We start from the raw sequence: 15,504 nt of genomic DNA on the forward strand, positions 1-15,504 counted from the left end.
TTTTTGTCAGCATGGAGTTTTATTTTAAATTGTCGGAAATTTAAAATAAAAATAATTATTTAAATAGGCGAAACCTTGAAATAGGCTGAGGCTAAAGTTAACGATGAAAATGTTTTTTATATATTTAGATGCATCTATTTATGTGAATATTACTTTGCCTCCTAATATAAGCAACAACATCATTATATTGTAAGATTTATTAAAACTTCATGGGGGATTCAATGAATAAATTTACTTTACCTGTATTGGGGGCTTTGGTTTTAACTTTGACATGTAGCAGCGTATTTGCTGTAGATGGGAGCATCAGAGTCAATGGTGTTGTGACTGACCAAACCTGTACCTTACAAGCTGGCTCTAGTGAGGTAAGTGGTTTGAAAGATCTAACAATTAGCTTGCCCACTGTGCCTAAATCAAGATTTAGACCTGGAGTTTCACAAATAAGAATGGGCGTACTGTTGTACTTAAAAAATGCTACGGGTACAGGTACTTGTGATACAGCAACAACGAAAGCCTTTCAAGGGATACATCTCAGTACAATTTCACCACCAGATGACTTAGATGCAACGGATAAAACTTTATTGGTCAATAAAGCTACAGATGCTCCTACTAAAAATCCTGTTTTTATTCAAATAAGTACTGGACATCAGACCGTTGTGGATCTTTCTTTGCCTTGGGGATCTCAGTCGAAAAGTGACGTTTTGGGCGTGGAAAATCGTTTCGTATTTTACCAAGTAGCATATATTTCTAAAACAGGAATTGTAGATGCTCAAAATGTACAAGTAAAAATTAATTATACATTGCACTATAATTAATTTTTGGTATGTGGACTTTAGCTGGTAAGCATAGGTTTGCTGATGATTGAGAAAATTAAAATTTAAAAAAACTGCAATTCATTGCGGTTTTTTGTTTTATCGCTAGGCTTGTTTCATCAGCCCTTTAGCCCTTTTTAAAAGCATAGATCAATATAAAAATCCCTTTCATCTTCACTTTTTTGCAAATAGAGAAGGCACTTTGAATAGCAATATGATTTACGCCACACGATTATTTTTGATTGATGAACGAAATCGATTCAATATCATTTTATAAAAAGCATAAGTGCTTTAATGAATATTCAGTCAATGATGTTGATGGGTAATACTTTGGATACGTATAGAAGATCTTAATAAGGAAGCTGGATGATGAGGTCATTTATATGATTGCAAAATGATAAAACATATTATTTTAGTCGGGTTAAATCTATAATGAGAAAAATGATTTTATTGATGTTTAGTCATATTTTGACATGTTGTAAATGGTGTTTAAAACTCAAATAAAATTAAATTTTTGATCATTTGTTTTATTTATTATATTGATTTTTAATAATAAAATTTATACATGATTTTATGTAATGTATTTATATGATAAAAAGTAAACTTAAAAATATTGTGATATGCGGATATTTTTGTCAGCATGGAGTTTTATTTTAAATTGTCGGAAATTTAAAATAAAAACATCTATTAAAATAGACTCTAGCTTGAAATAAGCAGAGGTTTAGAGTTAACAGCAACAGCGTTTATATATTTAGATCTATCTATTTTCGTTGAAATTAACATGTCTCCTAATGTGAATCACAGCATCGTTAAATTATCGCATTTATTAAAGCTTTATAAGGCTGGTTCAATGAATAAACTGACTTTACCCACATTCAGCACTTTGCTTTTAACTTTGGTATGTACCAGCGTTTTTGCTGTAGATGGCACCATTACAGTCAATGGAGTTATCACTGATGGAACATGTATATTACAAGGTAGTAGTGGTGTAAGCGGTAATAAAGATCTAACGGTTACCATGCCCACTGTATCTAAATCAAATATTGGTGGAGCGTCAACGAAAATTGTGATGGAGTTAAGAAATGCTGATGGTACAGCTAACTGTGATGCCATAACAAGTAATGCCTTGCAAGGTATACATCTCAGTGCTTCACCAACTGACTTGGCTTCATATGATAAGACTTTATTACTCAATAAAGCTACGGGGGTAGGCGGTGCGTCTACTGCCAACCCTATTTTTATGCGAATAGAGACTGATAAGGGGGTTGGTCTTGCTAGGCGGGTAGATTTTTCTGCACCTTGGGGAACACAGGCGAAAAGTTATGTTAATCAGTTTCGTGGCCGTACATGGATTACTTACTATGTAGTATATTTTACCTGGAATTGGATTGTTGACGCTCAAAACGTCACAGCAACTATAAATTATACATTGCACTATAATTAAATTTTCCTCTGTTGTTTTTGGTTGGGAAGCATGCGTTTACTGAAGATTGAGCAATTTAAAATGATTAAAACATTATAAAGGGGTTATTCAATGAATAAACTGACTTTAGCCACATTGAGTACTTTGGTTTTCACTTTGCCATGCACAAATGTATTTGCAGTAGATGGCACCATTACGGTTAATGGTGTTATCACTGATGGAACCTGTACATTAAAAGGTGATGGTGGTTATATAACTGGTTTGAAAGATATCGTATATCCATTAGGTATTGTACCTAAATCGTGGTTTACGCCTACACTTCCAGTGCCAATGCGTTATGGACTTACTCTACAGTTAACCAATGCAACAGGTACAGCTCACTGTGATGTGGCAACAAGTAAAGCATTAAAAGGAATACATCTGAGTACAATTTCACCAGATGATTTGGATGAGACGGATAAGACTTTACTCGTGAATAAAGCCAAAGGTGCGGGTGGTGCTTCTGCTAAAAATCCTGTTTTTATTCAAATGCAGACTGAAAACAGTAGACCTGTAGATTTTTCTGCGGCTTGGGGAACTCAGGAGAAAAGCTTAGTGCGTATCCGTGCTGATGGTGAAACATATGTATATTACATAGTCGCGGTTGCTTCCAAAACGGGGATTGTCGATGCTCAAAATTTCACGACAACGATCAATTATACCTTGCACTATAATTAAATTTTGTGTGTTGATTTTATTGATGAAGTTTAGGTTTATTGAGGGTTGAGAAAATTAAAACTTATTCAAATCTTATGAGATGTATTGAATGCAGAAACTGACTTTAGCCACATTGAGTGCTTTGGCTTTAAGTTTGACATGTAGTTGCGTGTTTGCTGTAGATGGAACTATTATAGTCAATGGTGTGGTGACGGACCAAACATGTACATTAAAGGGTGATGGTGGTTTTGCAACTGGCTTAAAAGATATAACCGTTGACTTGGGTACTATGCCTAAATCAAAGTTTACACCTACACTTCCAGACCCAAGGAAGCATGGATTTACTCTGTACCTCACAAATGCTGCAGGTACTGGTGCCTGTGATGTAGCAACAACGAAAGCCTTTCAAGGGATCCATCTCAGTGCAATTTCAGCAAATGATTTGGATGCCACAGATAAGACTTTATTGGTTAACAAAGCTATAGACGCTTCTACAATCAATCCTATTTTTATTCAAATTTCTAGCATTAATGGGGTAGTAGATTTTTCCGCACCTTGGGGAGTTCAAGCAAAAAGTCCAATTTATACGCTTGGAGATGAAACGTATCTACAATACGATGCAGTGCCTGCTTCCAAGACTGGAATTGTCGATGCTCAGAATTACACCGCAACGATAAATTATACAATGCACTATAATTAATCTTTTGTATCTGTTGGCTTAAGTAGATAATCATATATTCGTTAATGCTTTAGAAAATTAAAATTTAAAAAAACTGCAATTCATTGCGGTTTTTTCGTTTCTGCTTCGTCATATAACTTAGAACACATGAAAACACAGATTATTTTAACTGAGTGAAGTTAATGATTATCATTTAACCTTGGGTGGGTAGAGAATGTCTCAATCTTTATATCAGAATGCAATAAAGCCTGTTGCGTTGGCTGTTGCAATCGCACTCTCTATGAGTGCAATCAGTATACAAACGCATGCAAATAATGCTTCGCCTGTTGGCTTTTATCAAGTGCAAAGCGGTTCATTAACCCAAGCTTTAAATAGCTTGGCACAGCAAGCCAATGTATCCTTGTTATTAGATCCTGCAAAAACCAATCGTTATCGGGTAAAGACGATGAAGGGTAAATATACCCTAGATCAAGCTTTTGCATTATTGGTGCAAAATACCCCATTCCAGATTCAAAAAACTTCCGCAGGTTATCTACTCATTGAAAAGCCTACTGCGGCACAAACGTCTGTAGTCAATACAGAAAACACTGCAACAGGAAAAATAGCAACGGGGAAAACAGCAACATCATCCACAAATGCTGAAAACCAAATTTATCAGATGACCCCGATTGTGGTCGAAGCAATAAAAAAAGACACCATACAATTTGGTCAGAGCGTGCTCAATCAAAAGGCGATTGATCGTTATCAGGCCAATAATGTTGCGCAATTGCTCGATCATATGCCCAGTGTAGGTTCAGCAGGATCTCCACGTCCAGGAGGGCAAACGATTAATATCTTGGGGATGGGTGGGGTAGCCGATGTACCAATCACCTTAGACGATTCTGTTAAAACGTTTGATAAATATCGACAAGGTTCAGTCTTTATTGAACCTGAGATTTTAAAGAAAATCACCGTGGATAAAGGGCCACATAACGTCGAAGTCGGTAATGGTGGTTTTGGTGGTAAAGTTACACTGGAAACTAAAGATGCGACAGATTTGCTTGATGAGGGTAAAAATATTGGCGCATTCTTAAAATATTCACGTTTTTCCAACAACAGTCAAAATACCTATACGGGTGCAGTATATGGTAAAGCCGACAATGGGCTGGTCGATGGTCTGTTTTACTATACAAACCGAGACAGCGGAAATGTAAAGCGACCTGATGGCAGTGAGTTTTTATATTCTGGACAAGAGCAAGAAACCTATTTAGCCAAACTGAACTTTTATCCTGCCGATGGTCATAAAATTTCTTTAAATGCCATGCGCAGTGGGCATGAAGGTTGGGAACCTTTTGCTGCCATGCGTGATCAAGATGCCGTGCCGACTGAAGCTGATATTGCCAAATATGGTTATGATGAGGCTTGGAAACGCCGTTTGGTCGACCGTGATCAGGAAGATACCAGTTATTCTGCAAGTTATGAATTCAATCCTGATGCTAACCCATATCTAAACTTAAAAGCTGTCGCATCCTATTCCAAGACCTATCAGCATGATTTACGCTTGCCAAGTGTGACGGGTTCAGCGGCACTGTTAGGCAATGAAAGCTGGGTAACCTATACTAATACTGCATTAAAAATGAGTAATATCAGTGATATTGATACAAAACTGGGGACGCATAAATTAAAGGTTGGCGCGCAATACCAGAAAATGGAACAAAACTCGCTGATTTATGACAAAAATAATGTGAAAAAGCCTGACTATAATTTTGGTTATTATGAACCGAACTATATGCCTGCTGGTGATCAGCAAATGCTGAGTGCATTTATTGAAGATCAGTATCAGATTAATAATCTCATCATTACCCCATCGCTACGTTATGATCATATTGAAAATAACGGTAAGCCAAATCGTGCATCACGATTTAATGATCCGGCTGCTGGACATGATTATTCCAGTAAAACCTATACAGGCTGGTCTCCTCGTTTAGCGATATCTTGGAAACAGACCGACTACATGACATGGTTTGCTAACGTGAGTAAAACTTGGCGTGCGCCTCGTGTAGATGAACAATATTATGTGCAATCCGCAGCAACCACTGTTCCATCGACCAGTCGTTATTTAGTTCCTGAAAAAATGTTGGCGATTCGTGTCGGAAATGAAATGAATTTTGACGATGTGTTTAGCAATGAAGATCATCTGCAAGTGCGTTTAACTTATCATCATAATCGTGGGGGCGATGAGATATTCCGCAATCGCTCAACATTTTGTCAAGCACAAGCAGAAAACAATGCCAACAACGGATCAGGCAGCGTAGCAGACTGTAAAGGTAATTATGATCATGGTTTTTATCGTAATGTGACTGATTACACCATCAAAGCCTATGAAGCCGAAGCTTTCTATAATCAGCCGACTTGGTTTGCAGGTTTAACCTATTCCTATATTCGCGGGCAACGTGATAATTCCCCTGTAAATCCGTGGTTTGATCAAAAAACATGGATGACCAATATTCCACCGAAAAAAGCCACAGCGACTTTAGGGGTTAATGTACCTGAGCATCACTTAACCATGGGATGGAGAGGGATATTTGTTGCTGCACAAGATCGAAGCCTTTCAGATAATGATAAATCGATCGCGGCATCTTCATTTTCATTACCTAAAACCAAGGGCTATTCACTGCATAGCGTTTATGCCGACTGGCAGCCAATTGGTGCAAAAGGGCCGACGCTGAATTTCTCGATTGATAATTTATTTAATCGTGATTACAAAATGTATTTGGGTGAATATATGACAGGTACAGGACGGGATTATAAAGTGAGTATTTCGCAGAAATTCTAATGTTTCTGTATCCAATATTCGAAGTGGTAGAGTGAGATTGCGAGAAGTCAATTTGATTTAAGGAGTAAGTTTATACAGATTTACTTCATGTAAATTAAATCGCTTTTTACATTATTTAATTATACAAGGTGTAGGGATTGCATGGCGACAGGGATGTCGGCCCTTATGTGTGAGAGTACGAGGGGATAGTATCTCTCCTCGTACAATAAAAGATTTTGTCCCCTTTTTTATCTGAGCAAGAACAAAGTACTGCTTTGTTCTTAGCGCAAGGATGTGGGAACACAAGATATGGCATTGCCTACACAAACCGATTTAAACTTTTCACTGTAAAATAAGGCAGTGAAGATTTTACGATCATATTCATTCTCTTTTATTGAATTGTATGATTTCTCACTTTTTATACAACAAATCACCATACATTCGATTGTTTAAAATAATAATTTTTATCAGTGATTTACCAGTCTAGATGCAATATATATCCATTTGGTTATGAATTCTCATCTAAAGATGATTGGACTTTGGCATCTATTCATTCAAAAAATACCTTCAGGCTAAACAGATAAATCACTGTTTATAAATGATCACCAGAGGATTGGTGTATTAGGATCTGTATAAAAGGGACGATGATGAATACAAATAAAAACAGTTCACAGAACATAAATCAGGCTGGATCCACCATCGCACAAGCTGTAGAGGATCATGCATTGGTCAGTGTGCCCATGGCAGAACGCCAGAGTGGTTTTAAATTGGCGATGAGTCCAATGGGTGTTGCAACAGCACTGGTCATTTTTGCCGTTGGTGGATTTACAGTGTTACTCTCAGGCTTTTGGATTGGGTTACTGGCAGGATTTATTGCAACCATTGTTGGTTATAGCATGGGTTATTATCTTGGGAAAATGACCTTTCAGACGGGTATGTCGAGTACGGTCACATCACGGTTTTTCGGATTTGGTGTCAAAGGCTCATCACTGGGCGCAGCTATTTTTGCCTTTATGATTCTGGGTTTTCTGGCATTGGAAAGCGCCTTGCTGTATGAAGGAACGCTGTTGATGTTTAACTTGCAGGACACCATGCTGGTCAAAATATCCCTGTATGGTGTACTGACCCTTGCATGGATTTTATTGGCGATATTTGGTCTCCAACTTGCGTTAAGGGTTTCAAAATACATGATTGTGGTTACGCTGGTGGTCACCTTCTATATGATTTATCACCTTTATGGTGTACGTGGTATGGACCCGATGCTGGTTTTTAATTCTACGGGTTCAGTTACTGGTGGATTTTGGCCAAAACTCAGCACGGCACTGGTTTTGATGGGGGCAACTGCGGGAACAATTGCATTGGTCACGATAGATTTTGCCAGATATTGCCGCAATACTCAGGATGTTAAAGTTCTGGCGATGGCTGGTCCGCTTATGCAAAACCTGATCATGATTGTATTGGGTGGGCTAGTGGTGATTGGTGGTATACCCGAAGTGGCTGAATATTTGATGCATCGTCAAGCAGGCCTATCACCACAACAGGCATCGGAAGCCGCTGCGGGATTTGCCATGACGAATACAGGTGCATTTTTTGTGGTACTTGCAGGTTGGGTTGGATTTATTACCATTTATGCGGCACAGGCCAAAGCACAAGCAATCAATGCTTATTCAGGTTCACTTGCATTGGTTAATCTGCTGGATGCACTGACTGGTAAAAAACCGGGACGAGCCTTTATGGTGGTACTTGGTAATATTTTTGCTTTGATGATGATTGGTGCTGGGATTCTGGGACAATTTGTCGCTTGGCTCTCCTATCTGGGTTGTATGACTATGGGCTTGTGTGGCGTTATGCTTATCGACTATTACTATGTCAGGAAAGGGCAGTTTTCATTACAGACTGCAAAGGTTGAAAGCTGTAATTGGGCGGGTGTGATTACTTTGATTATTACTTCGGGTATTGGGATTGTGCTGATCGCAAGCAAAGTGTTTGAACTGGGTTTCTTTGTGACATTGGGTTTATCTTTCTAGCTTTATCCTGCACTTAGAAAATTGATGCCAGAAGGAACAGCAACCCATTTTGTCGAGGCTGATGTTGCACTGGATGCAGCGGATTGACACTCAAATTTTGTGCTTTTGAATTCTAGATGGTTATCCTATCGTGGGGCGACAGGGATGTCGCCCATTGTGTGTGGGAATGCGGGGGTACAGGACGTACCCCTCGCCTAACATGAGCAAAAACAAAGCACTGCTTTGTTTGCAGCGCAAGGTTTGGCATCGCCTACGCAAACTTATTGAAACTTTCAAAGTAAAATGTGGCAATGAAAGCTTTAACAAAGCTCATACTGATTCATTTTGGATTTCTAAATCCTTCCCTTGCAAGGTTAATACTTTTCATTTCTTTTCTTTTTAAAGGCGCTCGTTTTCCATTGCTAACATTCATCGTGTTTCGAGTCGCTCAGCTACTTTCTCAAAGTAAGTGATCTAGAGTTGTCGTGGTGTAAGCGGAGATTTTCGACTATTAATCCAAGACTTTTACTGAACTGATAGTCATAAGCACTCAAAAGCCATGTTGTTATGAACGTGGCTTTTTTTAATGCTTAAGCAGTTTTTATTCATAATAAAAAGGTTATATATGTGAGCTAAATACATGATTGGACGTATATAAATAACCTTGTTAACCTCATTTTATGCTTAAAGATTAAGCAATTATAAAATAAAGCGAATATAAGGATATGGGACATGAATAGTAAATTAGATACTGAAAGTGTTGCAGTGAATAAGGACTATATTCCATTTACAGGACAGGAGTATTTAGACAGTCTCAATGATGGGCGCGAAGTTTGGATTTATGGTGAACGGGTAGAAAATATTACCGAGCATCCCGCATTTCGTAATTCAGCACGTATGATTGCCAGAATGTATGATGCCTTACATGCACCTGAAACCAAAGATATTTTAACCACACCAACAGAGTGGGGTGGTTTTACTCACCGCTTTTTCCGTGTTGCCCATAATGTCGAAGAGCAAGTGGCTTCTCGTGATGCAATTGCGGCATGGCAACGTATTTCATGGGGATGGATGGGGCGGTCGCCTGATTATAAAGGCTGTTTTATTGGAACACTGGGGGTAAATGCAGCGTTTTATAAGGGCTTTGAAGAAAATGCGCGTCGTTGGTATCGAAAAGCACAAGAAAAAACTTGGTTTATTAATCATGCATTGATGAACCCACCTGTAGACCGTGGTCTTGGCGCAGACGCAGGTAAAGATGTCTTTATTCGAGTGGTCAAAGAGGATGAGCAAGGCATTTATGTGTCTGGTGCCAAAGTTGTTGCAACAGGCTCGGCTTTAACCCATTTTACATTTATTGCACATGTTGGGCAGGTGATGTTTCAAGATCCAGCATTTGCCCCAGTATTTATCGTGCCGACCAATGCGCCTGGGGTGAAACTACTTTGCCGTACTTCAAATGAGTATCGTGCAGCGGTACTTGGTAGCCCTTTTGATTATCCATTGTCAAGCCGCCTTGATGAAAATGATGCCATTCTGGTACTGGATAATGTCTTTATCCCATGGGAAGACGTCTTTATTTATAACAATTTACAACAAGCAAATGCTTATAACACCGAAGCAGGTTACTTAGAACGGGCATCTTTACATGGGTGTACGCGTTTTGCGGTCAAACTTGATTTTTTAGTCGGTACTTTAGCAAAAGCACTCGAAATTACAGGGGCAGACAAATTTCATGGTGTGATGTCCCAGATGGGCGAAGTGATTGCATGGCGTAACACTTTTTGGGCGCTGTCAGATGCGATGGCAAAAAGTGCTGAGCCATGGAATGGCATGATTCGTCCAGATCCGCATCATGCGGGGGCATATCGAGTCATCAGTCAATTGGCGATGCCAAAAATCAAAAATATCATTGAACAGGTTGTGGCAAGTGGTTTGATCTACCTTAATTCACATGTAGATGATTTTAAAAATCCACACATTCAGGGTTATCTCGCTACTTATCTTCGCGGATCAAATGGTAAGGATGCGATTGAACGAGTCAAAGTCATGAAAATGCTCTGGGATGCGATTGGTACTGAATTTGGTGCTCGGCATGAGCTGTATGAAATTAATTATCTTGGCAGTAATGATGTGACCCGTCAGACCAATCTGTTTGCTGCACAGTCTAGAGGGATGCTCGACTTTTGTAAGGATTTTGCCCAGAAAGCCATGGATGAATATGACCTCAATGGTTGGACGGTCCCCGATCTGATCAACCCAGATGATGTCAGTATCCTGAACAGAAAATAATTCAAACCACTGCTCAATATAAGGATATAGAAAATGACAGTTGCGAATTTACGGATAACAACACCGGGTGAAATGGTGAAGATCATGCAAGCAAACCAGACCAACGTGGATTTTACATCATATGAATTTCGCAATGCGATGGGGAAATTTGCAACAGGTGTGGTGGTGATTTCCTCATGCCATGATGGACAAATCCATGCCATGACAGCAAATGCGTTTATGTCAGGTTCACTGGAACCGGCCATGGTGCTGGTTTCCGTAGGCAATAGCGCAGCATCACATGAAAAAATCATCCTAGGCGAGCATTTTGGTATCAGTATTTTGCATGAAGATCAGATACAGGTGAGTAACCATTTTGCTGGGAAGCACGATAAACATTTTAAACCTGAATTTGAATATATCGCGGGTTTTCCTGTGATCAAAAATGCTGCTGTTCAGGTCGTGAGCAAACTACAGTTTAGCTATCCATGCGGCGATCATACCTTATTTGTTGGACTGGTCACGCATTTACAGCAACAACATGGGCTAAAACCACTGGTATTTCACAATGGGAAATACGCTCAGATTGCAGGCTGAAAGTAAAAGGAATTGAAATATGGTGAAACCCATTGAAATTGCTCAGGTGACGTATGCCGTACCAGATTTGGCTGTAATGGAAAAGTTTATGACTGACTTTGGTCTGACCTGTGTCAATAAAACCGATGAGGTGTTGTATATGCGGGGCAGTGGCGAGCAACACCATATACATGTGAGCTATCGTGCTGAAAAGCAGCATTTTATTGGTGCTTCCATAGAAGTGTCATGTCTACAAGACTTAAATGAATTGGCAAAACTTGAGGGTTCTTCAGCGGTACAAGCTTCTTCTGAACAAGGTGGCGGCTATGAAGTGGTGATGATCATGCCAGACGGTTTTCAAATCAAAGCCATTTGGGGGCGTGACAAACATGCAGATATCACAGAGCGTAAGGCTTTTGACTTAAACAATGCCACATCTAAACCACGTTTGAATGAATCTATACGGGTAAAGTGCAAACCCTGTCAGGCGATTAAACTTGGACATTTTGTACTGCATGTCAGTAATCATGATGCATCGGTGCAATGGCTTGAGCAACGCTTTGATTTACTTCCTTCAGACTATTTTGTACCGCCTGGTGAAGAAGGGCCGATTGTGGGAACGTTCCTGCGCTTCAATCAAGGTGCAGAAAAAGTAGATCATCACTCGATTTTGATTTTGCAGTCGGACTGGGTGGGTGTGCATCACTGTTCTTTTGAAGTTATTGATCTGGATGCGGTGATGACCGCACATGATTATCTTGTCACGCAAGGCTATCAACTGGATTGTGGTGTTGGACGGCATATGCTTGGCAGCCAGATTTTTGATTACTGGAAGGACCCCTTTGGTTTTAGGGTTGAGCACTATACAGATGGCGACATGCTTGATCAGCATGCACAGCCGATGAAATTCAACGGTACTGCAACTGAAACCACACAGTGGGGCATGGCACCAGAATTGGAATTTTTCCAGTAGGAGATCTCATGACATACATGTTAAAGGCTCCGACCCGCGAAAAACTGATGCGGGTGGGTACGGCAAATATTGCCAACGTTTTACTGAAGCACGGTTTTAATAACGTCATCATGCACGGTATTTCTCCAATCAGTACCACTCAGGAGCAATTGGTGGGACCTGCTTATACCTTGCGCTTTATTCCAGCACGTGAAGATTTGAGCAAGATGAGCAATTACAGTCGTGAAGACAATCTGCATCGTCGCGCCATTGAGGAATGTCCTAAAGGATCTGTACTGGTTATTGATGCATTTGGTTGTACTCGTGCTTCCAGTATGGGAGACATGATGGCAGCACGACTTAAATACCGAGGTGTTGCTGGTGTAGTCACCGATGGGGGATATCGTGATTCTCCCGCAATTTATGCGGCGGGTTTGCCTTGCTTTCAGAAGCACAATGCACCGCCAGCAACGCCGATTGCAATGCATCCGATCGCTTTGAATGAACCGATTGGATGTGCTGGTGTAGCGATCTATCCCGGTGATGTTGTGGTGGGGGATGGAGATGGTGTGGTGGTCATTCCACAGGCACTGGCTGATCAGGTTGCAAATGAAGCACTGGATGCTTGTGAATATGAAGCTTTTGCAGCGCTACATATTCGACAGGGAAGATCCATTTTTGGACTTTTTCCAGCCACAGCGGAAAGCCGTCTGGAATACAGTATCTGGAAATCTGAGCAAAAACAGGAGCAACAAGGATGAATATCAATGCTGAAACATTTAAAAGTTTGGAAGTGCTATTCAATACCACTGAACTCAGTGACGATGAATGGATTAATTTCCCTGAGTATGGGTTTCGTCAGTATTTCCTTTGGAAAAATGTAGACACTGGCGCGACGATTGCGTTGCTTGAATTCCAAAAAGGTGGCTGTATCCCGATCAAGCATACTCATGCATCCAATCAGTTTATGTTTTGCCTTGAGGGTGAGTACGAATATATAGATGTGGAATTGAAGCTGAAATCTGGCTGCTTTTATATGAACCCGAAAGACCATCCGCATGGCCCCACCTTAGCACATCAGTTTAGTCGGCTCATCGAGATTTATGATGGCCCGCATTATTACGAAAAGCCTGCATATCACACAGATGAAAGTATCGGTGATTTTGTAAAGAAAGAAAATCAAGAGAATAGGTTAGAACAATGATGAATATTGCACAAAAAAAATATGCAGAAGATGCACTGTTTGATACACAACAGGTGTTAAAAACTTTTGGTTTGGATCAACTGCATGCAGGTTCCTTTGGTGTAAAACAAGGATGGTCTACGCTAGAAGGGCGTGAACTCATTCATGCAATTTGTCCTGCTGATAATGAAACAGTGGGGCAAATTGCAGCATCTACAGCAGAAGATTATGAGGAAATTATACAGGCAGCAGTGGCGTATCAGAAAACATGGCGCATGGTTCCAGCACCGCGCCGTGGTGAATTGGTACAGCGTATTGGTCAATTGGTACAGGAAAACATGGAGGCGTTGGTAGGTATAGTTGCACTAGATACGGGTAAATCCGTAATGGAAGCCAAAGGTGAGCTCAAAGAAGTGGTCGAGATGGCAACCCTTGCGACAGGGCAATCCCGCATGATGTATGGCTTCACCTTACAGTCACAACGGGTGAAACACCGGATGTATGATCAGTGGTTACCACTGGGTGTGGTCGGGGTGATCAGCGCCTATAACTTCCCCGCAGCTGTTTGGGCGCAGAATGCTTTCCTTTCAGCTATTGGTGGCAATACGGTGATATGGAAACCCAGCCCAAAAGTGCCGCTGACCGCAATAGCTTTACAGAAATTGGCCAATCAAGCCATGCAGGAAATGAATTTGGAAGGGGTTTTTTCTTTGTTTATTCCAGCGGATAGCGCTGTAGCTGAATTGATGATCCGAGATCTACGTATCAACATGGTGTCATTTACAGGTTCTACAGGTGTAGGAAAAAAAGTCGCAAGTATTGTGAGTGAAACATTGGGGCGTAAATATATGCTCGAGTGCTCAGGTAATAATGGCTGTATTGTCGATGAAACGGCCGATTTACAACTTGCAGCGCGTGCCATTACTTTTGGGGCGATGGGAACCACAGGCCAGCGTTGTACCAGTACTCGTCGCCTGATTGTGCATCGCAGTGTCATGCATGAACTGATTGAATTGCTTAAACAGGCGTTTGACCAGATCCGTATTGGTGACCCACGTGAACAAGAGACCATCATCGGTCCACTGATTGATGCAGCTGCTGTAGCGCAATATCAGGCAACGATTCAGCGTGCTCAGGAACTTGGCGCTAAAGTGGTTTATGGTGGTCAGCGCATTGACCGTCCGGGGCTTTATGTTGAGGCATGTCTGATTATGGATGTCGAACCTGAATGGGACTGTGTACAGCATGAAACTTTTGCACCGATTGTATTTGTGATGCCATATGACGACCTTGAACAAGCCATTGCTATTCATAACAACGTTGCGCAGGGACTTGCTTCAGGTATTCACAGTTCAAACCTCAGCAATATCGAACTGTTCTTGTCGGCGGCAGGAAGTGATTGCGGTATTGTTCGGGTCAATATGGGAACAACCGGGGCAGATGTTGGCGCGGCATTTGGTGGTGAAAAGGAAACGGGTGGTGGACGTACCGCAGGATCAGACTCATGGAAAGGCTATGTGCGTCGCCAAAGCGTATGCATTAACTGGAGTCGTGAAAGTGCTTGGGATTCACACATTCATCTTTCATCAGAAAAAGTGGGCTAGGAATATTGAATTAAAAATATTGAGTTAGAAATATTGTGTCAGGAATATAAGGAAAACAACATGTTAAAAGAAAGGATTATTTCTCCAACAGTTAAAGAGCCAGCACCGGGCTTGTGGTCAAACTGCCTGAAAGTGGGCAATCAGGTATTTATATCTGGAATGACCGCACGGCAGCCAGATGGTGAAACCGTGCTGGGTGATGAATATGAACAGTCGCAAGTGATTTTTCAGAAAATTAAGGATTTAATTGAAGCCGCTGGAGGCACGATGAGCAATATTGTCAAAATGACCATCTTTGTCACCAATATCGCCAATAACACCGCCGTCTGGAAAGCCCGTAAGGAATTCTTTGAAGGCGATTTTCCGGCTTGTACGCTTGTGGAAGTAAAGGCACTGGCCAAAGCAGAAATCCTACTGGAAATTGAAGCGACTGCAATTCTGGGTTAATCCCTTGATTGGGGCAGTAACTGCTGCCCCGATGATTTTATAAATTAAAAAAATGAGGAATATC

General features: G+C 40.8%; 13 protein-coding genes. All 13 read left to right on the forward strand.

The features are described 5' to 3' along the window. Positions 1–221: 221 nt before the first annotated feature. On the forward strand, positions 222–812 hold the full coding sequence (locus GJV03_RS15150) for a type 1 fimbrial protein (RefSeq protein WP_154130464.1): 591 nt from the start codon (positions 222–224) through the stop codon (positions 810–812). 847 nt (positions 813–1,659) lie between these two features. Continuing rightward, positions 1,660–2,253 (forward strand): type 1 fimbrial protein, encoded by a 594-nt coding sequence (locus tag GJV03_RS15155; protein WP_154130465.1) that lies wholly within the window; start codon positions 1,660–1,662, stop codon positions 2,251–2,253. A gap of 90 nt (positions 2,254–2,343) precedes the next feature. Next, a complete protein-coding gene (locus GJV03_RS15160) occupies positions 2,344–2,949 on the forward strand; it encodes a type 1 fimbrial protein (RefSeq protein WP_151957916.1) in 606 nt (201 codons plus the stop codon). Between the two features lie 88 nt (positions 2,950–3,037). Then, the gene (locus GJV03_RS15165) at positions 3,038–3,628 is read left to right on the forward strand and encodes a fimbrial protein (protein ID WP_151957917.1); all 591 of its coding nucleotides are present in this window, start codon (positions 3,038–3,040) and stop codon (positions 3,626–3,628) included. 193 nt (positions 3,629–3,821) lie between these two features. Beyond that, positions 3,822–6,422 carry a TonB-dependent hemoglobin/transferrin/lactoferrin family receptor gene (locus tag GJV03_RS15170; protein WP_154130466.1) on the forward strand — a complete coding sequence of 867 codons (2,601 nt, stop codon included), beginning with the start codon at positions 3,822–3,824 and terminating at the stop codon, positions 6,420–6,422. 626 nt (positions 6,423–7,048) lie between these two features. Then, positions 7,049–8,428, forward strand: a complete 1,380-nt coding sequence (locus tag GJV03_RS15175; protein WP_216070500.1) for a hypothetical protein — start codon at positions 7,049–7,051, stop codon at positions 8,426–8,428. Positions 8,429–9,139: 711 nt separating this feature from the next. Next, positions 9,140–10,699, forward strand: a complete 1,560-nt coding sequence (locus GJV03_RS15180; RefSeq protein ID WP_105714072.1) for a 4-hydroxyphenylacetate 3-hydroxylase N-terminal domain-containing protein — start codon at positions 9,140–9,142, stop codon at positions 10,697–10,699. 33 nt (positions 10,700–10,732) lie between these two features. Continuing rightward, positions 10,733–11,275 carry a flavin reductase family protein gene (locus GJV03_RS15185; protein ID WP_105714073.1) on the forward strand — a complete coding sequence of 181 codons (543 nt, stop codon included), beginning with the start codon at positions 10,733–10,735 and terminating at the stop codon, positions 11,273–11,275. Between the two features lie 19 nt (positions 11,276–11,294). Continuing rightward, positions 11,295–12,227, forward strand: coding sequence for a VOC family protein (locus GJV03_RS15190; protein ID WP_154130467.1), 933 nt, complete (start codon positions 11,295–11,297; stop codon positions 12,225–12,227). 8 nt (positions 12,228–12,235) lie between these two features. Beyond that, positions 12,236–12,967, forward strand: a complete 732-nt coding sequence (locus tag GJV03_RS15195; RefSeq protein WP_105714075.1) for a dimethylmenaquinone methyltransferase — start codon at positions 12,236–12,238, stop codon at positions 12,965–12,967. Beyond that, positions 12,964–13,410 carry a cupin domain-containing protein gene (locus GJV03_RS15200; protein WP_105714076.1) on the forward strand — a complete coding sequence of 149 codons (447 nt, stop codon included), beginning with the start codon at positions 12,964–12,966 and terminating at the stop codon, positions 13,408–13,410. The genes GJV03_RS15195 and GJV03_RS15200 overlap by 4 nt, the downstream gene beginning before the upstream one ends. Beyond that, positions 13,407–14,993 (forward strand): aldehyde dehydrogenase family protein, encoded by a 1,587-nt coding sequence (locus GJV03_RS15205; RefSeq protein WP_105714077.1) that lies wholly within the window; start codon positions 13,407–13,409, stop codon positions 14,991–14,993. Before GJV03_RS15200 ends, GJV03_RS15205 begins: the two co-directional genes overlap by 4 nt. A 60-nt stretch (positions 14,994–15,053) precedes the next feature. Then, on the forward strand, positions 15,054–15,440 hold the full coding sequence (locus GJV03_RS15210; protein ID WP_105714078.1) for a RidA family protein: 387 nt from the start codon (positions 15,054–15,056) through the stop codon (positions 15,438–15,440). Positions 15,441–15,504: the final 64 nt, after the last annotated feature.

The sequence above is a fragment of the Acinetobacter sp. RIT698 genome, from assembly GCF_009668065.1.
Classification (GTDB): domain Bacteria; phylum Pseudomonadota; class Gammaproteobacteria; order Pseudomonadales; family Moraxellaceae; genus Acinetobacter; species Acinetobacter guillouiae.

Bases quoted from the DNA above. Each gene is read 5' to 3' on its own strand.
- GJV03_RS15205 (WP_105714077.1), top strand. From the start codon at position 13,407: ATGATGAATATTGCACAAAAAAAATATGCAGAAGATGCACTGTTTGAT.
- GJV03_RS15180 (WP_105714072.1), top strand. From the start codon at position 9,140: ATGAATAGTAAATTAGATACTGAAAGTGTTGCAGTGAATAAGGACTAT.
- GJV03_RS15200 (WP_105714076.1), top strand. From the start codon at position 12,964: ATGAATATCAATGCTGAAACATTTAAAAGTTTGGAAGTGCTATTCAAT.
- GJV03_RS15160 (WP_151957916.1), top strand. From the start codon at position 2,344: ATGAATAAACTGACTTTAGCCACATTGAGTACTTTGGTTTTCACTTTG.
- GJV03_RS15155 (WP_154130465.1), top strand. From the start codon at position 1,660: ATGAATAAACTGACTTTACCCACATTCAGCACTTTGCTTTTAACTTTG.
- GJV03_RS15170 (WP_154130466.1), top strand. From the start codon at position 3,822: ATGTCTCAATCTTTATATCAGAATGCAATAAAGCCTGTTGCGTTGGCT.
- GJV03_RS15175 (WP_216070500.1), top strand. From the start codon at position 7,049: ATGAATACAAATAAAAACAGTTCACAGAACATAAATCAGGCTGGATCC.
- GJV03_RS15185 (WP_105714073.1), top strand. From the start codon at position 10,733: ATGACAGTTGCGAATTTACGGATAACAACACCGGGTGAAATGGTGAAG.
- GJV03_RS15165 (WP_151957917.1), top strand. From the start codon at position 3,038: ATGCAGAAACTGACTTTAGCCACATTGAGTGCTTTGGCTTTAAGTTTG.
- GJV03_RS15195 (WP_105714075.1), top strand. From the start codon at position 12,236: ATGACATACATGTTAAAGGCTCCGACCCGCGAAAAACTGATGCGGGTG.
- GJV03_RS15210 (WP_105714078.1), top strand. From the start codon at position 15,054: ATGTTAAAAGAAAGGATTATTTCTCCAACAGTTAAAGAGCCAGCACCG.
- GJV03_RS15150 (WP_154130464.1), top strand. From the start codon at position 222: ATGAATAAATTTACTTTACCTGTATTGGGGGCTTTGGTTTTAACTTTG.
- GJV03_RS15190 (WP_154130467.1), top strand. From the start codon at position 11,295: ATGGTGAAACCCATTGAAATTGCTCAGGTGACGTATGCCGTACCAGAT.